We start from the raw sequence: 19,681 nt of genomic DNA on the forward strand, positions 1-19,681 counted from the left end.
CGTGGGCGGGAGATGCGGGAGGCGTGAAGGCCAGGGCGCTCAGGCGCCCGTGGCCGAGGGATGGGCGGGATCGGCCGGACCGTCGGCGCGTTCCCAGCCGTAGTGGCGCTCGACCTTGGCGATGCGCAGTTCGTAATGGCGGTACCAGTCGCGCCGGCCCTGGTCGCGGGCGGCGACGTGCTCGGTGACGGCGCGCCAGGCGCGGATGTCCTCCAGCCCGCGCCAGTAGGACACGGTGATGCCCAGGCCGTCGGCGCCGCGGGCGCTCTCCACGCCCAGGTAGCCCGGCTGCCCGACGGCCAGGGCGACCATGCGGTCGGCGGTGTCGCCGTAGCCGTCGCCGGGCGTCTCCTCGGTGCGCTGGCTGCAGAAGATCACCGCGTAGTAGGGCGGTTCATGCGGGAACTCGGCCCGGCCCAGGGGCGAGGCGATCGTTCGGGCGATCGAGTCGGCGATGGCGGGATCGAGGGCGTGGTCTGCGCTCATGGCGGGATTCCGTGGCGGCTGGCCGCGGTGGCGGCGGGCGGAGCCGGCATTGTCGTCGCGCCGCGGGCCGCCCGGTTGCGGCGATTGCGGATGCGGGGAGCGGCGCGGCCGGGCTGCTGGAGCCCGGCGACGACGCCGGGGCTCACATGCCGCGCAGGATCTCGATGGCGTCCTCGATGCGGGCGACGGCGTGGACCGTCAGACCCTCGATCGGCTTCTTGGGCGCGTTGGCCTGCGGCACGACGGCGATCGAGAAGCCCAGCTTGGCCGCCTCCTTCAGCCGTTCCTGACCGCGGGGCGCGGGCCGGACCTCGCCGGCCAGGCCGACTTCGCCGAAGGCGATGAAGCCCTTGGGCAGCGGCTTGCCGCGCAGCGAGCTCTGGATGGACAGCAGCACGGCCAAGTCGGCCGCCGGCTCGCTGATGCGCACGCCGCCGACGGCGTTGACGAAGACGTCCTGGTCCATGGTGGCCACACCGGCATGGCGGTGCAGCACCGCCAGCAGCATCGCCAGCCGGTCCCGCTCCAGGCCGACCGACAGCCGCCGCGGGCTCGGGCCGCCGCTGTCGACCAGCGCCTGCAGCTCCACCAGCATCGGGCGCGTGCCCTCCAGTGTCACCAGCACGCAGGAGCCGGGCACGGGCTCGCCGTGGGTGGAGAGGAAGATCGCGCTCGGGTTGGTGACGCCCTTCAGGCCCTTCTCGGTCATCGCGAAGACGCCGATCTCGTTGACCGCGCCGAAGCGGTTCTTGATCGCGCGGACCAGGCGGTAGCTGCTGTGGGTGTCGCCCTCGAAGTAGAGGACGGTGTCGACGATGTGTTCCAGCACGCGCGGGCCGGCCAGCGCGCCTTCCTTGGTCACGTGGCCGACCAGCACCATCGCGCAGCCGGTGGACTTGGCGGTGCGGGTCAGCTGGGCGGCGCACTCGCGTACCTGGGCGACCGAGCCCGGCGCCGAGGACAGCTGCTCCGAGTACAGCGTCTGGATCGAGTCGATGACGCAGAAGTCGGGCTGCTCGACCTCGATGGTGGCGAGGATCTTCTCCAGGCCGATCTCGGCCAGCACGCGGACCTGGGAGCCGTCCAGGCCCAGGCGCCGGGAGCGCATCGCGACCTGCGCGCCGGATTCCTCACCGGTCACGTAGAGCACCTTCATGCGCTGGGACAGGGCCTCGATCGCCTGCAGCAGCAGGGTGGACTTGCCGATGCCGGGATCACCGCCGATCAGCACCACGCCGCCGCTGACGATGCCGCCGCCCAGGACGCGGTCCAGCTCCTCGAGCGAGGTGGGGGTGCGGTCGAAGTCGCGGGCCTCGATCTCGGACAGCGTCGTCACCGGCTGGCTGCGGGCCAGCGCCTGGTAGCGGTTCTTGCCGCCGGCGGGCTCGGCGGCGGTCTCGACCAGCGTGTTCCAGGCGCTGCAGGAGGGGCAGCGGCCCAGCCACTTGGCGCTGGTGGCGCCGCATTCGGAACAGACGTATTGGGTTTTCGGAGAGGCCATGGGGCGCGATTGTCGCCGCCCTCATCCAGGTCCACGCCGTGGTCCAGGCTGTGGACAACGCTGTTGAGAAGCCTGTGAACAGACCCGGCCCTGCCTGTGGGTGAGCTGTGGGCGACCTGGGGTCAGCCTGTGATCAAGCGGCCTTCGCATGTGGATAAGCGGCCGGCGGCCGCGACCCGGCCCACAACCCGCCGAAGGTCAGCGCGGCGTTGACCAGCAGCAGCTCCAGGCCCATGCGGTAGTCGCCGAAGAAGGTCGCCTGGTGGGCGTCGACGGCCCAGCACAGTGCCGGGGCGGCCAGCGCGATCCAGGGCAGCACGCCGGCGCGCAGGCGGCGGCGGGTCAGGATGCCGAAGGCGAAGAGCCCCAGCAGCGGCCCGTAGGTGTAGCCGGCCAGCTTGAGGATCAGGTTGACCATGCTGGGGTCGTCCAGCCAGCGGAAGCCCAGGGTCAGCAGCAGGAACAGCGCCGCGTAGCCCAGGTGGACCGTCTTGCGGACGCGGCGCTTGCGGGCCTCGTCCCAGTCCTGGCGCTGCTGCAGGCCGATCAGGTCGATGCAGGTGCTGGAGGTCAGCGCGGTGATCGCGCCGTCGGCGCTGGGGAAGAGCGCCGAGATCAGCGCCACCACGAAGATCAGCTGGACCCAGGCGGGCAGGTGCTCCATCACGACGGCGGGGAAGAGGCGGTCGCCATGCGCCGTGATGCCCTGCTGCGCCGCGTACAGCGACAGCAATCCGCCCAGGAACAGGAAGAGCAGCACCACCACCGTCATGATGGCGGCCATCACCATCATGTTCTTCTGGGCGTCGGCCAGGCGCTTGACCGAGATGTTCTTCTGCATCATTTCCTGGTCCAGGCCGGTCATCGCGATGGCGATGGCGGCGCCGGCCAGGAACTGCTTGCCCCAGTGGGAGGCGCTCATCGGGTCGGTGACGAAGACCTCGGCCAGGCCCGCGGCGCGCATCGCCTGCCAGCCCGAGCCCAGGTCCAGGCCCATCGCGTGCAGCAGGAAGATCACGCAGATCACCAGGCCGCCCAGCATGCCGGTGGTCTGCAGCGTGTCGGTCCAGACGATGGTCTTGACGCCGCCCTCCAGCGTGTAGAGCAGGATCATCACCAGCACCAGCAGGGCGCTCAGCCAGAAGGGCATCCCGAACTGCGCCAGCACCAGGTCCTGCAGGATGCGCACGACCAGGTAGAGCCGGGCGGTGGCGCCCAGGGTGCGGGACAGGATGAAGAAGCCGGCGCCGGTGCGATGGGCCGCCAGGCCCAGGCGATCGCCGAGATAGCGGTAGATGGAGCTGAGCTGCATCCGGTAATACAGCGGCAGCAGCACGAAGGCCACGACCGCGTAGCCGGCGACCTGGCCCAGCATGATCTGGAAGTAGCTGAACGCGCCGGAGCCGACCGAGCCGGGCACGCTGATGAAGGTCACGCCGGACAGCGAGGTCCCGATCATCCCGAAGGCCACCAGCGCCCAGTGGCTGTTGCGATTGCCGATGAAGAAGCTGTCGTTGTCGGCGCGGCGGGAGGTCCACCAGGCCACCGCGAGCAGCAGCGCGAAATAGAGGACGACGACGGCGAGCAGGACGGAGGCGGACATGGCGCGGGATTATTGGAGCGGTGCCGACGGGCTCGCATTCCGATTGCGGCGCAGGGCATAACCCGGCGAATCCACCCGGCGCCGCCCGCGGGTCCCCGCTCGACGGAGGGTCCCGGGAGGCGGACGCGTGCCGGGCGCGGCCGCCCGCGGACCCGATGGACAGGGGGTTCTCGTTAACCCTGACCTTCGCCGCCGGCGGGGTGGCGTGCTACAACGGCGGCTCTTCGCAGGAGTCGATCATGGAGTTTTCAGTCTGGCTGGGATTTTTCGCGGCCTCGTGGGCCATCAGCCTGTCCCCGGGCGCGGGCGCCATCGCGGCGATGAGCGCCGGTCTGAATCACGGCTTCAAGCGCGGCTACTTCATGACCATCGGCCTGATCCTGGGCATCCTGACGCAGATCGTCTTCGTGGGCGCCGGCCTGGGGGCGCTGATCGCCGCGTCGGAGCGCGCCTTCGCCGTGGTCAAGTGGGCGGGCGTGGCCTACCTGGTCTATCTGGGCATCCAGCAATGGCGCTCGCCGGCCAAGCCGCTGGTGGCCGAGCAGGCCGAGGGCGTGCAGGTGACGCGCCGCCAACTGGTGATGCGCGGCTGGGGCATCAACGCGGTCAACCCCAAGGGCACCGTCTTCCTGCTGGCCGTGGTGCCGCAGTTCCTGAACCTGCATCAGAGCCTGGGCGCCCAGTACGCCGTCATCGGCGCGACGCTGGCCTTCACCGACGCGGTCGTCATGGCCGGCTACACGGTGCTGGCGGCGCGGGTGCTGCGGGCGCTGCGCTCGGAGTCCCACCTCAAGGCGATGAACCGCGTCTTCGGCTCGCTGTTCGTGGCGGCCGGCGCGCTGCTGGCGACCTTCAAGAAGGCCGCCTGATCCGCGAGCTGCCTGATCGGCGGCTCGCTCAAGACCTCGCTTGAGTCCGCGGGCTGCCGATGCGGCGGTCCGATGCCACCGGAGGCCGCCCGACTGGGCGGCTTCTTTGTTTTGCTTGTTATGTCCTCCACTGTTTCCGACCGCTGGCTGTTCTGGGGCCCGACGCTGATCTGGGCCAGCACCTGGCACGTGATCCTGTACCAGCTCGCTTCGGGCGTGCCGGTGCTCAATTCCGTGGGCTGGCGCTTCGGGCTGGCGGCGCTGATGCTGGCGGGCTTCGCGCGCTGGCAGAAGCTGTCGCTGCGGCTGCCGCTGGGGGCGCACGGGCTGATGCTGGCGACGGGCATCGTCCAGTACAGCGGCAACTACTTTTCCGTCTACGAGGCGGAGCGCCATATCCCGACCGGCCTGGTGGCGGTGCTGTTCTGCCTGATGGTCTTCGGCAACGCGCTGTCGGGTCGGGTGTTCTTCGGGCAGCGGGTCACGGCGCGCTTCCTGGGCGCGTCGGTGGGCGCGGTGGCGGGCGTGGTGATGATCTTCTGGCCGGAGATCGCCTCGACCGGCTCGCGCCCGACCGCGGCCTACGGGCTGGTGCTGGGCCTGTGCGCCGTGCTGGCGGCCTGCGTCGGCAACGTGCTGACGCTGACGCTCACCCGCCGCGGCTTGGCGCTGGTCCCGGTGCTGGCCTGGAGCATGGGGTACGGGTCGCTGTTCCTGCTGACGACCTCGGTGGTGACGGGCCAGGGGCTCACGTTCTCGTGGACACCGAGCTACGTGCTGAGCCTGCTGTACCTGGCGGTGCTGGGGTCGGTGGTGGCCTTCGTCCTGTACTTCAAGCTGGCGCAGCGGCAGGGGACGGCCCGGGCGGCGCTCACCGGCGTGGTGATCCCGGTGATCGCGCTGGGCATCTCGGCGCTCTTCGAGGGCTGGCGCCCGACGATGCTCGCGCTCGCGGGCATGGTGCTGTGCCTGGGGAGCATCTTTGTGGCGACGCGGCCGGCGCGTTGAGCGGCACCGCCAACGATCGTCAAGAAGTTCGCGTTGGATCAGCGGGAAGCTGCCGCGCTGTTCGGTGGTGGTGCGAACGCATTCTCCCGATATGAGACCGGAAAGAACCAGCCGCCGCGGTCGCTGATCCAACTGCTGAGCGTCTTGGAGCGGCATCCAAGCCTGTTCGACGAGATCCGGGTCGCCACGCCGTGAAGGTGAACCGAGCGGCGCCGACCTACTTCAACCAGCCGATCTCCAGCGCGGTGACGGGACCGATCAGCGTCTCGGTCAGGTCGGCGGGGATGCGGGCCTCGTTCTCGCGCAGAGGGACCCGGCCCGCCATCAGCTCGGCCCGGGCTTGCGGCAGGCGCGGCTCGGCCTGTGGCTCCGCGTAGCCGTCGGGGAAGCGCGGCATCAGCGTGATCGGGTCGTACTTGTCCGTCGCGCCGAAGGTGTGCAGCGCCTCGTGCGCGATCACGACCTGGTTCGGGCCCGCCTGAGAGCGCGACGCGAAGACATGCACCAGGCCCAGCCGGCCCTTCTCGAGTCCGGTCGAGTGCGGCAGCGCCGAGGCGAAGTCCGTCGGGTGATACATCAGGAACAGCCGGACGTCCGGCACCGGCGAGCTGGGCGGCGTCTCGCGCCAGGCCCACCAGCGCATGCGCAGGCTCCAGGAGATCGCCGACAGCACGCTGCCGTCGCGCGGCACCGGCGGCGGCAGGGCCCTGACGCGCCGGCCCAGCACGATCCGCACCGGCTGCGACAAGGCCACGCCGTAGCGCGCTGCCTGCTCCTTGAAGTAGGGCTCCAGGCCGGCGAAGGCGCTCTCGTCCAGCCGATCGAGGTAGGCCTCGGTCGCCGCGTCGCCGCCCGCGTTGATCGGGTAGAGCGTCACCACCTGCGGCCGTTTCCACGACTGCGCCTGCCAGCGACCCAGCCAGGTCGTGCCGGCCACCGTCAGCAGTACCAGCAGCAGGATCAGGATCCGCAGGGTCTTGAACATGAAGGTCCTCTCTCAGACGCGGACCTTGCCGCGCCCCTCCTTGATCTCGCCGCGCTGGCTCTTGGCCTCCAGCCGCCGCTTCTGCGAGCCGTGCGTGGGCTTGGTCGGCCGCCGCTTCCTGGGCACATGGGCGACGCTCTGCACCAGAGCGACCAGCCGGGCGATCGCGTCGGCGCGGTTCTGCTCCAGGCTGCGCGACTCCTGCGCCTTGATCACCACCACGCCCTCGGACGTGATGCGCTGGTCGCTCAGTGCCAGCAGGCGCTCCTTGATCGGGGCCGGCAGCGTCGAGCGCCGGATGTCGAAGCGCAGGTGGACCGCGTTGCTGACCTTGTTGACGTTCTGCCCGCCGGGGCCGCTGGCGCGGATGGCGGAGACCTCCAGCTCCCAGTCCGCCGGGGTCCAGTCGAGGTGCATGGGCCGGCGGAGGGGATCGGAAATCCGGGGGGCGGGCGTGCCGGCCTCAGGCCAGCGTCTCGACGTGCACCGGCACGCGCTTGGCGATCGCGCACATCAGCTCGTAGCCGATGGTGCCGGCGGCCTGGGCCACCTCGTCGATGGACAGCACCGCGTCCTTGGGACCCTTGCCCCACAGCGTGACCTCGCTGCCGATGCCCTCGGCCGGGAGATCCGTCAGGTCCACCGCCAGCATGTCCATGGACACGCGGCCGATGGTCGACGTGCGCGCGCCGCCGACCAGCACCGGCGTGCCGTGGCCCGCGTGCCGCGGGTAGCCGTCGGCGTAGCCGCAGGCCACCGTGCCGATGCGCATCGTCCGCTGCGCCACGAAGCTGCTGCCGTAGCCCACGCTGTCGCCTTCCTTCAGATGCTGGACGGCCAGCACCTTGGAACGCAGCGTCATCGTGGGCTTCAGGTTCCAGTGCGCGATGCCGTGCTCCGGATAGTCCGGCGCGCTGCCGTAGGTCATGATCCCCGAGCGGACCCAGTCCGCCCGCACCGCCGGATCCTGGGCGTGACGCAGGATGGCCGCGCTGTTGCTCAGCGTGCGCGCGCCCGGCAGGTCGGCCGTGGCTTCCTTGAAGACGGCGGTCTGGTGCGCGATGCCGCGCGGGCCGTCGGCGTCCGAGAAGTGCGTCATCAGCGAGATCTCGTCCACCTGCGGCAGCGCGTTCAGCCGGGTCCAGGCGCCGCGGAAGGCGCTGGGCGTGAAGCCCAGCCGGTTCATGCCGCTGTTGAGCTTGAGGAAGACCCGATGCGGCTCGTGCGTCTTGTGCATCGCCAGCCAGTCGATCTGCTGTTCCTGATGCACGGCGTGCCAGAGCTTCAGGCGCGAGCACAGCTCCAGGTCGCGGGTCTCGAAGCAGCCTTCCAGCAGCAGGATGGGCCCGCGCCAGCCCAGGTCGCGGATGCGCTGGGCCTCGTCCAGGTCCAGCAGCGCGAAACCGTCGGCGCTGCGCAGCGCGTCGAACACGCGCTCGATGCCGTGGCCGTAGGCGTTGGCCTTGACGACCGCGAACACCTGCGCGTCGGGCGCCAGCTCACGGGCGCGAGCGATGTTGTGGGCCAGCGCGGGCTGGTGGATCAGGGCTTCGATGGGACGGGGCATGGGGCGCATTGTGCCTCCGCCACCGCGACGGAATTGCTGCGGCGCACCATGTCGGCGTGGCCCCCAGGCCTCCCGAAAACCGGGACGAGTTAGCACAGTGCAGTTGGTCCGTGAAGGTCTGTTACCAAAACAGGCGCATGCTATAAACCCGCCGCAGCGCTGCCTTCTCCCACCCTGTGGACCCAGCGTGTTCACCGCAGTTCCAGGTATGCCGGGTCGATGAAAAAAGGCTTCTACACCATCATGTCAGCGCAGTTCTTCAGCTCGCTGGCTGATAACGCGCTGTTCGTCGCCGCCGTGGAGTTGCTCCGCACCAGCGGTGCCGCCGAATGGCAGCGCGCCGCCCTGGTCCCCATGTTCGCCCTGTTCTACGTGGTGCTGGCGCCCTTCGTGGGCGCCTTCGCCGACGCGGTCCCCAAGGGCAAGGTCATGTTCATATCGAACACGATCAAGGTGCTGGGCTGTCTGAGCATGCTGGTGGGCGTGCACCCGCTGATCGCCTACGCCATCGTGGGCCTGGGCGCGGCGGCCTACTCGCCGGCCAAGTACGGCATCCTCACCGAGCTCCTGCCGCCGTCGCAGCTGGTCAAGGCCAATGGCTGGATCGAGGGCCTGACCATCGGCTCCATCATCCTGGGCGCCGTCTTCGGCGGCCAGCTGCTGGGCGAGCGCGCCTCGTCCTTCCTGCTGAGCTTCGACGTCCCCTTCATCGACACCGGCATCGACACCCCGCCCGAGGCGGCGATCGCCTTCATGGTGGTGCTGTACTTCATCGCGGCGCTCTTCAACCTGCGCATCCCGCGCACCGAGGCGCCGCTGCAGCCGATCTCCCACAACCCCACCGACCTGGTGCGGGAGTTCGCGTCCTGCAACTCGCGGCTGTGGCAAGACAAGCTGGGCCAGATCTCGCTGGGCATGACCACGCTGTTCTGGGGCGTGTCGGGCAACATGCGCTACATCGTCTTCGCCTGGGCGGCGGCGGCGCTGGGCTACGGCACGACGCAGGCCTCGGCGCTGGCGGGCGTGGTGGCGATCGGCACGGCGGCGGGCGCGGTGATTGCGTCGATGGCCGTGCGGCTGGACAAGGCCACCAACGTCATCCCGCTGGGCATCGGCATGGGTCTGCTGATGCTGGTGCTGAACTTCATCGACAACCTGTGGCTGGCGATTCCGTTCCTGGTGCTCCTGGGCGGCATCGGCGGCTACCTGGTCGTGCCGATGAACGCGCTGCTGCAGCACCGCGGCCACAACCTGATGGGCGCCGGCCGCTCCATCGCCGTGCAGAACTTCAACGAGCAGGCCTGCATCCTGGGCCTGGGCGCGCTGTACACGATGCTGACCCGCTTCGGCACCTCGGCCTTCGGCTCGATCACGATCTTCGGCCTGCTGGTCGCGGCGATCATGTGGGTGGTCGGACGCTGGCACAAGCACAACCTGCGCGAGCACCCGGAAGAACTGGAGCGCCTGCTCTCCATCGCGCGCAGCGACAAGCACTGAATCCGCGCTCCGCAAACGACGACGGCCCCTCTTCAGGGGCCGTCTCTCCTTGGGCGCCTCGCCGGGCGCCACCCGATCCGCTCAGCGCCGCGCGCGTCCCTTGCCGCTCGCGGGCGTGTCCACGATCAGGCCGCCGGTGCTCAGCACCTGGTTGATGTGCTCCGACCAGGCGCGCCCGATCTTGAGGCAGCCGCTGTGGTTGAGGTGGATCTCGTTGTGCCAGTCGCCGCTGATGCCGCTGGCGCCGGGCGTGGCCGAGGCCAGCGGGACGGCGGTCGAGTCGAACACGAACAGCCCGGGGAACTGCTCCTTGTCCGCCATCAGCGTCTTCAGCAGCTGGGCCAGGTGCATCACCATCAGCCGGCTGACGGCGGCCCAGTCGGCCGCCGGGATGGCGTAGGCCTTGAGCGCCGGGTAGAGCCAGGGGCCGTGGCCCGCGTCCTCGGCGCCGGCCGGACGCGGCATCGGCACCGCGTAGCAGTGCATGAAGACCGGCTTGCCGGCCGAGGGGCCCTGGTCGCGCAGCGTCAGCAGGTGGCGCAGGTTGGCCTTGAGGTACTCGGCGTAGGTGGCCCAGCCGGGCTCGGAGAAGTAGCGGCCCACACCGTCCGAGGGCGCGCCCCATTCGGTCTGGCGGCGCAGCAGCCGCAGGTGCAGCGGGACTTCCTGGCCGTCGATGAAGGTGGGCGTCTGGGCGGCCTTGATCAGGTCGTTGCCGCCCACGGAGAGCAGCACGCCGTCCCAGACGGGGGCGTCGGCGGCGGTCAGCAGCCGGACGAAATCGGGCGCGGATTCGAGCTCCACGACCTTGGACAGGCTTTCGCGCTGGCCGGCGCAGTTGATCGCGACCGCGGGCTTGGCCAGCACCAGCTCCTGCAGCAGGTTGGCGTGCGCGCTGAGCTTGGCCTGGGCAGTGGAGAACCAGGAATCCCCCTGCGCCAACAGGCGCCAGTGATAGCTCTGCAGGTCGGGCCGTGCGGCGGACTGCAAATCCTCGGGGGCGAAACAGGCCAGGTGATCCAAGAGAAGCTCTCCCTAAAAAGGTGGACTGGACACACGCGGCAGGGTAAGCCGCATGCATGACAGGCGCACGGCGCCCCGATTGGAGGGCAGGGTCAGTCCTTGCGCCATGCTACAAACCCTCGGCATTGTTGGCGATCCCGTGTGACGCCTGTCCCCTGCTTTTCCTTCTGTTTCCGTCCCGATCCGCATGCCGATTCTTGCCCTGATGCTCAACGCCACGATCTGGGGGCTGTCGTGGTGGCCGTTCCGCCAGTTCGAGTCCGCCGGGATGCACCCGCTGTGGACCACGGTGATCATGTACACGCTGTCGTGGATCGTGGTCATGGCGACGCAGCGCGGGGCGATGGCCGAGTGGTGGCGCTCTCCCGGCCTGTGGCTGGTGACGCTGGCCGCGGGCATGACCAACACCGCCTTCAACTGGGGCGTGGCCACCGGCGACGTGGTGCGGGTGGTGCTGCTGTTCTATCTCATGCCGCTGTGGGCGGTGCTGCTGGCCCGGCTGATCCTCAAGGAGCCGCTGACGGCCATGGCCGGGCTGCGCATCGCGCTGGCGCTGGGCGGCGCGATGGCGGTGCTGTCGCCCGAAGACGGCGGCTGGCCGGTCCCGTCCTCGCTGCCCGACGTGCTGGGGCTGGTGGGCGGCATGACCTTCGCGTTCAACAACGTCATGCTGAGGCGCGAGTCCGCCCGCAGCCCCGGCGCGCGGGCGCTGGCCATGTTCACCGGCGGCGTGCTGGTGGCGGGGGTGTCGGCGGCGGGCATGGCGGGCGCCGGCCTGGCGCCCTGGCCCTGGCTGCCGGGCGCGGTCTGGCTGCTGCCGCTGGCGGGCATGGCCGTGCTGTTCTTCATCTCCAACCTGTCCCTGCAATACGGGGCGGCGCGGCTGCCGGCCAACCTGACCGCGGTGGTCATGCTGACCGAGGTGCCGGTGGCGGCGATCTCGGCGCTGCTGCTGGGCGGCGGCACGCTGGACGGAAAGACCGCGCTGGGCGGTGGGGCGATCCTCGCCGCCGCGCTGCTGGCGGCCCTGGAACACCGGCGCGCCTGAGGCCGGACCCGCCCGGCCCTTGCCGGAGCGGCCCGGTACGGCGGGCCCGTCCGGTTCGCTCCGCCCGCGCGACACGCCGGGCACGGCTTGCCGCGCTAGGATGCGCCACGGCCCCCCGGGTCGCCAAGAGGAGGTCCCCATGAGCGCCAACAACGGCAAGACAGCCTTCGACTTCGAAGCCGTCAGCATCGCCGGCGAGCCTGTGTCGCTGTCGCAGTACCGCGGCCGCGTGCTGCTGGTCGTCAACACCGCCAGCGAGTGCGGCTTCACGCCGCAGTTCAAGGGGCTGGAGGACCTGTGGCGCGACTTCCAGGCGCGCGGCCTGGTGATCGTCGGCTTCCCGAGCAACGAGTTCGGCGGACAGGATCCGGGCAGCAACGACGAGATCGCCTCGTTCTGCCAGCTCAACTACGGGGTGAGCTTCCCGATGATGGGCAAGGTCAAGGTCAACGGCGGGGAAGCGCATCCGCTGTGGCAGTGGCTCAAGGGCGAGAAGCCCGGGATCCTGGGCACGCAGGCGATCAAGTGGAACTTCACCAAGTTCCTGGTCGGCCGCGACGGACAGGTGCTCAAGCGCTACGCGCCCAACGACGCGCCGGCCTCGCTGCGCGGCGACATCGAGGCCGCGCTGGCGGACTGACTCAGCCCTTCCATGCGATCCGGCCGTAGCGCAGCCGCAGCCGGCCCTGGTCCTGCTCGGCGCGCAGCAGCTGGTTGACCGTCTGCCGGGACAGGTGGGCGAGCTGGGCCAGCTCCGCCTGCGTCGCGCGCAACTCGCGCCAGCCCTCGGCGTCGACCGGCCCGGCGCGTTCGCTCGCCAGCTGGCGCAGCGCGACCGCGAAGCGGTCCGGCGCGCTCAGGTGCCGGGCGGCCTCCAGCAGCCGCAGGTTGCCCTCGAAGCGTTCGGCGAACTCGCGCATCAGTGCCCGGGCGAAGCCGGGCCAGTCGTCCATCAGCAGCCGATACGCCGGCTCGCCGATCACCCAGACGCGGCTGTCGACCCGCGCCGCCGCCTCGTAGCGCGAGGGCTTGCCGGTCACGAAGGCGGCCAGTCCGAACAGCCGTGGCGCGCGCACGTGCTCCAGCACCGACATGCGGCCGTCGAGCGCGGCGAAGCGGGCTTCGATCTCGCCGCCCGCCACCATGTAGAAGGCCTTCGGGGACTGGCCCTGCGCGAACAGCACCCGCCCGGCGGGCAGCGCGCGGCAGGGCAGCAGCGCCTCCAGCCGGCCGGTCAGCGCGCCCGGTGGCCGGAGTTCCGGGAAGTTGGCGCGGAGCGCGTCGACGGCGGACCGCGTGGGAGGCGAGGGCTGGGGCGGCATGGTCCGGATGGGAATCGGGAATCAGACTTTGTCGGATGGCCGACATTCTGACGGCGACGACGATCCTAGAGTCACGCTCATGCAGCAACACCACGAAGAGTCGTCCTCGACCGACACGATGCTCCGGCGAGACGGGCGAGACGGGCGAGACGGGCATGACCCGGCCGAGGCGCTCAGCCGGATCGCCCATCGCTTCGGCCGCTTCGCGGCGCTCGACGGGCAGGATGACGCGCTCTATGCGGCGCTCGCCGGGATCATCGCCGCCGACCCGGCGTTGATGGCCCCCTTGCTCGAGGCGCCGCCCACGCAGCATCTGGCGGTGCTGCTGCTGGCGGCGCTCCACGATCGCATCCTCGCGGGCGAGCCCCATCCGCTGGCGGCCTACTACGCCAGCGTCGGCGGGCATCGCGCGCCGGATGCCGAGTTGCCGGCCCTGCTCAAGGACTTCATGCGACGCGAGGACGCCGCATTGCGCGCGCTGACCCGATCGCGCACCACGCAGACCAACGAGACCGGCCGCTGCGCCGTGCTGCGGCCCGCCCTGCAGACGCTGGCGACGCGGCTCGGCGGCACGGCGCAGGCACCGGTGCCGCTGGCGCTGTTCGACTTCGGATGCAGCGCGGGCCTGAACCTGGGCGTCGATCGCTATGCGTATCAGGACGCGGTCGAGCTCCTGCCCGGGGCGACGCCGGACGCGCCGCTCATCCGGACCCAGTGGCGCGGCGAGCGGCCCGCCGCGCTGCTCGGCGTGCCGGCATGGCGCGCGCCCCACCGCATGGGCGTGGACCTGCAACCGGTCGCGCCCGAGGACCCGGTGGCCACCCGCTGGCTGCGCGCCTGCCTGTGGCCCGGCGACGCGGCGCGGCGGGAGCGCCTGGACCGCGCGCTCGCGGATGCGCGCCGGCATCCCGTGCCGCTGCTGCGCACCGAGGACGGCCTGGGTGAGCTCGAGCGCTGGATGGGCCGCCTGCCCGAGGGCGTGACACCGGTGATCGCCAACGTCTGGGTGCTGGCCTACTTCGACCGCGAGCCGCTGCGCGCGTACGTCGAGCGCCTGGGGCGGCTGGTCCGCGAGCGCGGGCTGGCCTGGATCAGCGGCGAACTGGGTCGATTCGCGCCGCTGGACACCCTGCCACCGGATCCGGAGGGCGAGCCGCCCGACAGCGCGACCCTGTGGACCTTGCAATGGCGCGATCGCGACGGTGCCCTTCGGACGGAGCCGCTGGCCTGGTCGCACGCGCACGGGCGATGGATCAGTTGGCTGGCGAGCCCGGCACGACCTTCAGCTCGTTGACCACGTTCTCCACGTCGTCGATCTGCCGGACCAGCGCCTCGAGCGCCGCCGCCTCGTCGGGGGTGCGCACGCAGCCCTGCAGCCAGACCCAGCGGCGCTGCCCCAACGCCCAGACGCTGGTCGTCGCGTCGAAGCGGCCGTCGGCGGCCACGGCCTGCCGGACGCGGGGAATGATCTCCTTGTCGTAGAGATAGGCGTTGGGCAGGCGGCAGCGGCCGCTCTGGAAGCAACTGGTGCCGCGCTCGATGCGGCCGTGCGACTGGGCCTTGGCCTCGGCGTCGGTGAGCAGCGGACCCGGCGGGACCGGGCAGGCCGACGGCGGGATCGCGGTGGGCAGCTGGAGGAAAGGGTCGTCGAAGACGTTGCGGCGGGCGTCCTCGGCGCGGGCGGTGCCGGCGAGGAGGCTCAGCGCGGCCAGGACCAGGGCCACGGCCGTGCCCGCGGCGCCAGCCTTCGCACTCGCACTCGCACTCGCACTCGCAGCAGCCGCCTTCGCATTCGCACCCACCGCCACAGTCCCAGTCCCAGGCCCAGGCCCAGTCCCAGATCCAGATCCAGATCCAGATCCAGATCCAGGTCCCGGCGCGGTGGACATCGGGTCCGACGCGGCGCAGGCGGTGGCGGGTGTGATCGGCGCTCGCATGACCGCGAGCCTGCCGCAACGCGCGGCCGGGCGCCAGCGCGGCCGTCGCCGCCGCGTCGACGGTGGGGGCTCAGCCCACGGCGGACAGCCGCACCAGCTTCAGCGGCGCGCCGAGCAGCGTCGGCGCCTGCGCCTCGAAGGCGCGGAAGTGCGGCATCGAACGGTGCGTTTCCAGCGCCGCCTCGTCGTCGAAGGTCTCGTGCATCTGGAAGGTGCCGGGCTCGTCGAGCAGCTCGAACAGCCGGTAGTCCCGGCAGCCGGGTTCCTGCCGCGTCGGCGCGAGCAGGCCGGTCAGCGCTTCGCGCAGACGTTCGCGCTGGCCGGGCGCGGCCACGATCACGGCGATCATGGTCAGCGGGCGGGGAGAGGGGGAGGGCATCGTCATCGTTGATCCGTCGGTGGTCCGTTGGGGGATCCCGCAGAGGCCGCGGGGAGCGACGGATGCTAGGGAATCAGGGTCCACCCTGACAGCCCTTCGCACGCAAAACACTTTCAACGCAGACGCGCGAACCGCGCCGTGGATAGGATCGGTCCACCCTTTGCAGGAGACCTCCCCCATGCGTGCTTCCGTCCCTCCGCTGCGCCGCGCGGCGCTGACCCTCGCGGCGGCGGCCGCCTTCGCCGCGCTGTCCGCCACGGCCGCCCAGGCGCAGACCCAGTCGCTGCCGGAACTCCAGGCCCTGGCCACCCGCGAGCAGCCCGCGCTGCTCAAGACGCTGCAGCAGCTGGTGGAGATCGAGTCCGGCAGCTCCGACCGCGCGGGCCTGGACAAGATCGCCGGCGTGATCGCGCAGCGGCTGCGGGACCTGGGTGCTCAGGTCGATCTGATCGACCCGCACAAGACCATCGCCGCGCCCTCGTCGGACGCGGGCGACGGTCCGGCCAAGGTCGGCCAGATGGTCAAGGCGGTCTTCAAGGGCGGTGCCGTCAACGGCAGGAAGGTCATGCTGATCGCCCACATGGACACGGTGTACCAGCGCGGCGGCCTGCAGCAGCAGCCCTTCCGCGTCGAGGGCAACCGCGCCTACGGCCTGGGCATCGCCGACGACAAGCAGGGCGTGGCCACCATCATTCACCTGCTCACCCTGCTGAAGGCCGCCAACTTCAGCGACTACGGCCAGATCACCGTGCTGATCAACGGCGACGAGGAGATCGGCTCCCCCGGCGCCCACGCGACCATCACCCAGCTGGGGGGCGACCACGACGCGGTGCTGTCCTTCGAGGGCGGCGGCGGGCCCAACGGCCCCGACACGCTGCGGCTGGCCACCAGCGGCATCGCCTCGGTGGACCTGAAGGTGAAGGGGCGTTCCTCGCATGCCGGCGCCGCGCCGGAGAAGGGCGTGAACGCGCTGGAGGAGATGTCCTTCCAGATCCTGCAGCTGCGTGACCTGTCGGACCCGAAGAACGGCAAGCAGCTGCACTGGACGCTGGCCAAGGCGGGCTCGGTCCGCAACGCGATCCCGGCCGAGGCCGTCGCCCAGGGCGACGCGCGTGCCGACCGCATGGCCGACTTCGACGGCATGGAGGCCGAGCTGCAGAAGCGCATCCAGAAGAAGCTGCTGCCGGAATCCGAGGTCTCCGTGGCCTTCCGTCGCGGCCGCCCGCCGCTGCAGGCGACCGACGCGTCGCGCGCGCTGGGCGTCCGGGTCAAGGCGCTGGCCGACGAGCAGAAGCTGGACCTGGTCGTGCGCGACCGTCCGACCGGCGGCGGCACCGACGCGGCCTACGCGGCGCTGTCGACGCAGGCGCCGGTGATCGAGGGCATGGGCGTGCGCGGCTTCGGCGCGCACAGCAGCGACAGCGAGTACGTCGTCGTGGACGCCATCGCGCCCAAGCTGCTGCTGGCCACGCGGCTGGTGATGGCGCTGGGCAGCGGCAAGACGCCGTGACCGCCCGGGCCTGAGCGCCCTGGGCCCAGGACGGTAGCCGGATCCTCATGCGTCCTGGCGGCGGGGGCGATGCCCAGACGGCATCGCCCGAACCCTGTACCGGTGGCGCTTTCGCGCCGCTGGTCCGGTGCGGCGGCATCGTGCTGGGGATAATGGCCGCCGTCGCTTCGGAATGGTTCCGAGCCTTGGAGTCCCCACATGTTCCAGCACGTCGACGCCTACGCGGGCGATCCCATCCTCAGCCTGAACGAGGCCTTCCAGAAGGATCCGCGCTCGCAGAAGATCAACCTGTCCATCGGCATCTACTTCGATGACGACGGCCGCATCCCGATGCTGGACTCGGTCCGCCGGGCCGAGCTGGCCGTGGTCGAGGCCGCGGGCGCGCGCCCGTACCTGCCGATGGAGGGCGCCCCCGCCTTCCGCACCGAAGTGCAGAAGCTGCTGTTCGGCGCCGACAGCGAGGCGCTCAAGAGCAACCGCGTCGCGACCATCCAGGGCGTGGGCTCGTCAGGCGGCCTGAAGGTCGGCGCGGACTTCATCAAGCGCTACTTCCCCGAGAGCGCGCTCTACCTGAGCGATCCGACCTGGGACAACCACCGCGCCGTCTTCGAGGGCTCCGGACTGGAGTGCCGCACGTATCCGTACTACGACGCCGCGACCGGCGGCCTGCGCTTCGACGCCATGCTCGCCGCGCTCAAGGAGGCGCCGGCCCGCAGCGTGGTGCTGCTGCACGCGTGCTGCCACAACCCGACGGGCGTGGATCTGTCGCAGTCGCAGTGGGACGCGCTGATCCCGGTGCTGAAGGAGGGGGAGCTGATCCCGTTCCTGGACCTGGCCTACCAGGGCTACGGCGACGGCCTGGAGCAGGACACCTTCGCGATCCGCGCGCTGACGGCGGCGGGCCTGAGCTTCTTCGTCGCGAACAGCTTCTCCAAGAACATGAGCCTGTACGGCGAGCGCTGCGGCGCGCTGTCGGTCGTGTGCCCGGACGCGGCGCAGGCCGCCAACGTGCTGGGCCAGCTGAAGTTCACCATCCGCCGCAACTACTCCAACCCGCCGATGCACGGCGCGCAGGTCGTGGCCAAGGTGCTGGGCGACGCCCAGCTGCGCGCGCTGTGGGAGGGCGAGGTCGAGGAGATGCGCGAGCGCATCCTGGCCATGCGCAACGCGCTGTTCGAGGTGATCTCGGCCAAGGTGCCGGGCCGCAACTTCGACTACTTCCTGACCCAGCGCGGCATGTTCAGCTACACCGGCCTGACGCCGGAGCAGGTCGATCGCCTGCGCGAGGAGTTCGGCGTGTACATCCTGCGCTCGGGCCGCATGTGCATCGCGGGCCTGAACACGCGCAATGTCGAGGCCACCGCCAACGCGATGGCGGCCGTGCTGGCCTGATTCGGGGGGCGCGGGGACCCTCTCCCCCGCCCTCTCCCGCAAGCGGGAGAGGGAGTGCTCAGGGACCGACCCGACCGAGTGACATCGGCTCGCATGACCTCCTCGCCTGTCCGGCGCATCGCCTGGTGTGGCTCCCTCGCCCGCTTGCGGGAGAGGGCGGGGGTGAGGGTCTCCCCGCCGGGCACCCCTGGCGCGCATTCAACAGGGTTATGACCTCCGACACCGCTTTCATTGGCTGACGCGGCGCCGAATCCGTACCCTGCCGGACCATTCAAAGAATGATCTTGTCCGGATGAAGCAGCTTGTCGTGATCGGCGGCGGTGTGGTGGGTGTCACCACCGCCTGGGCCCTCGTGGAGGCCGGGCACCGCGTGACGCTCGTGGAGCGCGCGCCGGAGCTCGCCACCGGCGCGAGCCGCGCCAACGGGGGCCAGTTGAGCTATCGCTACGTGTCTCCTCTGGCGGACGCGGGCGTGCCGTTGAAGGCGCTGGGCTGGCTGCTCGATCCGGGCGGCCCGCTGCGCTTCAAGCTCGATGGCACGGCCGCGCAATGGCGCTGGCTGGCGGCCTTCCTCGCCCATTGCCGCGGCCCGGTGAACCGCCGCACGACCGAGCGCCTGCTCGAGCTCGGCGCCTTCAGCCAGCAGTGCTTCGGCGAGCTGATGCGGCAGACCGCGCTCGACGCCATCGCGCTGCGCACGCCCGGCAAGCTGGTGGTCTACCGCAAGCCCGATGAATTCGCCCGTGTCGCCGCCCGCACGCAGGGCGGTCCCGAGCGGGCCCTGACGCGCGACGAGTGCCTGGCCATCGAGCCCTCGCTGGGCGATGGCGGCGGCGCCTGGCTGGCCGGCGGCATCTTCACCGCCGGCGAGGCGGTCGCCGACTGCCACGCGCTGAGCGTGCAACTGGGCGAGCGCCTGGCCGCGCATCCCCACTTCCAGGGCCGCCTGCAGGCCAGCGCGACCGGCTTCGTCGTCGAGGGCGACCGCGTGGTGGCGCTGCGCACCGACCAGGGCGAGCTGAGCGCCGACGGCATCGTGCTCGCCGCCGGCCTGCAGAGCGCGGCGCTGGCCGAACTGGTCGGCCTGCGCTTGCCGCTGTATCCGCTCAAGGGCTACAGCCTGTCGGCGCCCATCAACGGCGTGCACCGTCCCCCGACCGTCAGCGTCACCGACTTCGAGCGCAAGACGCTGTACGCCCGCATCGGCGACCAACTGCGGGTCGCCGCGATGGTGGACCTGGTGGGCGAGGACACGCGCATCGATCCTCAGCGCCTGGCCGCGCTGCAACGCAACGTGCGCGAGACCTTCCCCAAGGCCGCGGACTACGACCACGCCGTGCCCTGGGCCGGCCTGCGTCCGGCGACGCCCAGCGGCGCGCCGATGCTGGGCGCGACCCCGCTGCGCGGCCTGTGGCTGAATGTGGGCCATGGCGCGCTCGGATTCACCTTCTCCTTCGGCTCGGCCCGCATCGTCGCGGACCTGGTCTCCGGCAAGCCCAGCCCCATCGCGCTGGACGGCCTGCAACTGCGCGCGGCCTGACGCGCCGCGAGGGA

The 19,681-nt window shown here is 70.9% G+C and carries 19 protein-coding genes and 1 pseudogene; 10 read left to right on the forward strand and 10 right to left on the reverse strand.

The features are described 5' to 3' along the window. Nucleotides 1-39: 39 nt before the first annotated feature. The 3 genes from MCHT01_RS15255 to MCHT01_RS15265 all read right to left on the reverse strand — a co-directional run bounded on the left by MCHT01_RS15255 (nucleotide 40) and on the right by MCHT01_RS15265 (nucleotide 3,590). The gene (locus MCHT01_RS15255) at nucleotides 40-420 is read right to left on the reverse strand and encodes an antibiotic biosynthesis monooxygenase family protein (RefSeq protein ID WP_067066248.1); all 381 of its coding nucleotides are present in this window, start codon (nucleotides 418-420) and stop codon (nucleotides 40-42) included. A gap of 208 nt (nucleotides 421-628) precedes the next feature. Then, entirely contained in the window at nucleotides 629-1,987 is a 1,359-nt protein-coding gene (radA, locus tag MCHT01_RS15260) for a DNA repair protein RadA (protein WP_067066195.1), read from the reverse strand. 133 nt (nucleotides 1,988-2,120) lie between these two features. Further along, nucleotides 2,121-3,590 (reverse strand): sodium:solute symporter, encoded by a 1,470-nt coding sequence (locus MCHT01_RS15265; protein WP_067066196.1) that lies wholly within the window; start codon nucleotides 3,588-3,590, stop codon nucleotides 2,121-2,123. Nucleotides 3,591-3,829: 239 nt separating this feature from the next. On the opposite strand from MCHT01_RS15265, the gene MCHT01_RS15270 reads away from it, so the two are divergent. The 3 genes and pseudogenes from MCHT01_RS15270 to MCHT01_RS25675 form a co-directional block, all read left to right on the forward strand. Further along, the gene (locus MCHT01_RS15270) at nucleotides 3,830-4,459 is read left to right on the forward strand and encodes a LysE family transporter (protein ID WP_067066197.1); all 630 of its coding nucleotides are present in this window, start codon (nucleotides 3,830-3,832) and stop codon (nucleotides 4,457-4,459) included. Between the two features lie 120 nt (nucleotides 4,460-4,579). Continuing rightward, a complete protein-coding gene (locus MCHT01_RS15275) occupies nucleotides 4,580-5,467 on the forward strand; it encodes a DMT family transporter (protein ID WP_067066198.1) in 888 nt (295 codons plus the stop codon). A gap of 21 nt (nucleotides 5,468-5,488) precedes the next feature. Then, nucleotides 5,489-5,662 (forward strand): annotated as a pseudogene (locus tag MCHT01_RS25675) (type II TA system antitoxin MqsA family protein); the annotation flags it as partial. Nucleotides 5,663-5,684: 22 nt separating this feature from the next. On the opposite strand, the gene MCHT01_RS15280 reads toward MCHT01_RS25675, so the two are convergent. Genes MCHT01_RS15280 through alr form a run of 3 tightly spaced genes read right to left on the reverse strand, consistent with a single transcriptional unit; the run spans nucleotide 5,685 to nucleotide 8,019 of the window. Continuing rightward, nucleotides 5,685-6,452, reverse strand: a complete 768-nt coding sequence (locus MCHT01_RS15280) for a hypothetical protein (RefSeq protein ID WP_067066199.1) — start codon at nucleotides 6,450-6,452, stop codon at nucleotides 5,685-5,687. Nucleotides 6,453-6,464: 12 nt separating this feature from the next. Next, nucleotides 6,465-6,869 (reverse strand): alternative ribosome rescue aminoacyl-tRNA hydrolase ArfB, encoded by a 405-nt coding sequence (gene arfB / locus MCHT01_RS15285; protein WP_067066200.1) that lies wholly within the window; start codon nucleotides 6,867-6,869, stop codon nucleotides 6,465-6,467. 46 nt (nucleotides 6,870-6,915) lie between these two features. Next, nucleotides 6,916-8,019: an alanine racemase gene (alr, locus tag MCHT01_RS15290; protein WP_067066201.1), complete on the reverse strand. Its 1,104-nt coding sequence runs from the start codon at nucleotides 8,017-8,019 to the stop codon at nucleotides 6,916-6,918. 219 nt (nucleotides 8,020-8,238) lie between these two features. Between alr and lplT the strand changes: the two genes are divergently transcribed. Then, nucleotides 8,239-9,516 (forward strand): lysophospholipid transporter LplT, encoded by a 1,278-nt coding sequence (lplT, locus tag MCHT01_RS15295; protein WP_067066202.1) that lies wholly within the window; start codon nucleotides 8,239-8,241, stop codon nucleotides 9,514-9,516. Nucleotides 9,517-9,597: 81 nt separating this feature from the next. On the opposite strand, the gene MCHT01_RS15300 is transcribed toward lplT, so the two are convergent. Further along, nucleotides 9,598-10,539, reverse strand: coding sequence for a hypothetical protein (locus MCHT01_RS15300; protein ID WP_148661544.1), 942 nt, complete (start codon nucleotides 10,537-10,539; stop codon nucleotides 9,598-9,600). A 187-nt stretch (nucleotides 10,540-10,726) separates the two neighbouring features. Here MCHT01_RS15300 and MCHT01_RS15305 point away from each other — a divergent pair, with 187 nt between their 5' ends. Together MCHT01_RS15305 and MCHT01_RS15310 are read left to right on the forward strand one after the other, a co-directional pair. Next, on the forward strand, nucleotides 10,727-11,587 hold the full coding sequence (locus MCHT01_RS15305) for an EamA family transporter (RefSeq protein WP_067066204.1): 861 nt from the start codon (nucleotides 10,727-10,729) through the stop codon (nucleotides 11,585-11,587). 139 nt (nucleotides 11,588-11,726) lie between these two features. Beyond that, complete coding sequence (locus tag MCHT01_RS15310) at nucleotides 11,727-12,227, forward strand: glutathione peroxidase (RefSeq protein WP_067066205.1); 501 nt, start codon at nucleotides 11,727-11,729, stop codon at nucleotides 12,225-12,227. Between the two features lies 1 nt (nucleotide 12,228). Here the strand turns inward: MCHT01_RS15310 and MCHT01_RS15315 are convergent, their stop codons facing one another. Beyond that, on the reverse strand, nucleotides 12,229-12,909 hold the full coding sequence (locus MCHT01_RS15315) for a Crp/Fnr family transcriptional regulator (protein ID WP_067066206.1): 681 nt from the start codon (nucleotides 12,907-12,909) through the stop codon (nucleotides 12,229-12,231). A gap of 79 nt (nucleotides 12,910-12,988) precedes the next feature. Between MCHT01_RS15315 and MCHT01_RS15320 the strand changes: the two genes are divergently transcribed. Next, a complete protein-coding gene (locus tag MCHT01_RS15320; RefSeq protein ID WP_067066207.1) occupies nucleotides 12,989-14,203 on the forward strand; it encodes a DUF2332 domain-containing protein in 1,215 nt (404 codons plus the stop codon). Here MCHT01_RS15320 and MCHT01_RS15325 read toward each other — a convergent pair. Together MCHT01_RS15325 and MCHT01_RS15330 are read right to left on the reverse strand one after the other, a co-directional pair. Beyond that, entirely contained in the window at nucleotides 14,163-14,633 is a 471-nt protein-coding gene (locus MCHT01_RS15325) for a BON domain-containing protein (protein ID WP_067066208.1), read from the reverse strand. The two genes, MCHT01_RS15320 and MCHT01_RS15325, sit on opposite strands and share 41 nt — an antisense overlap. A gap of 283 nt (nucleotides 14,634-14,916) precedes the next feature. Continuing rightward, nucleotides 14,917-15,231: a putative quinol monooxygenase gene (locus MCHT01_RS15330; RefSeq protein WP_245643325.1), complete on the reverse strand. Its 315-nt coding sequence runs from the start codon at nucleotides 15,229-15,231 to the stop codon at nucleotides 14,917-14,919. A gap of 172 nt (nucleotides 15,232-15,403) precedes the next feature. Between MCHT01_RS15330 and MCHT01_RS15335 the strand changes: the two genes are divergently transcribed. The 3 genes from MCHT01_RS15335 to MCHT01_RS15345 all read left to right on the forward strand — a co-directional run bounded on the left by MCHT01_RS15335 (nucleotide 15,404) and on the right by MCHT01_RS15345 (nucleotide 19,667). After that, the gene (locus tag MCHT01_RS15335; protein WP_067066209.1) at nucleotides 15,404-16,735 is read left to right on the forward strand and encodes a glutamate carboxypeptidase; all 1,332 of its coding nucleotides are present in this window, start codon (nucleotides 15,404-15,406) and stop codon (nucleotides 16,733-16,735) included. Nucleotides 16,736-16,933: 198 nt separating this feature from the next. Further along, nucleotides 16,934-18,127, forward strand: coding sequence for an amino acid aminotransferase (locus MCHT01_RS15340; RefSeq protein WP_067066210.1), 1,194 nt, complete (start codon nucleotides 16,934-16,936; stop codon nucleotides 18,125-18,127). A gap of 259 nt (nucleotides 18,128-18,386) precedes the next feature. Next, nucleotides 18,387-19,667, forward strand: coding sequence for a D-amino acid dehydrogenase (locus MCHT01_RS15345; RefSeq protein WP_259375161.1), 1,281 nt, complete (start codon nucleotides 18,387-18,389; stop codon nucleotides 19,665-19,667). The last annotated feature ends 14 nt before the right edge of the window (nucleotides 19,668-19,681 follow it).

The organism is Mitsuaria chitosanitabida ATCC BAA-476 = NBRC 102408 (assembly GCF_001598255.1).
GTDB lineage: Bacteria > Pseudomonadota > Gammaproteobacteria > Burkholderiales > Burkholderiaceae_C > Roseateles > Roseateles chitosanitabidus.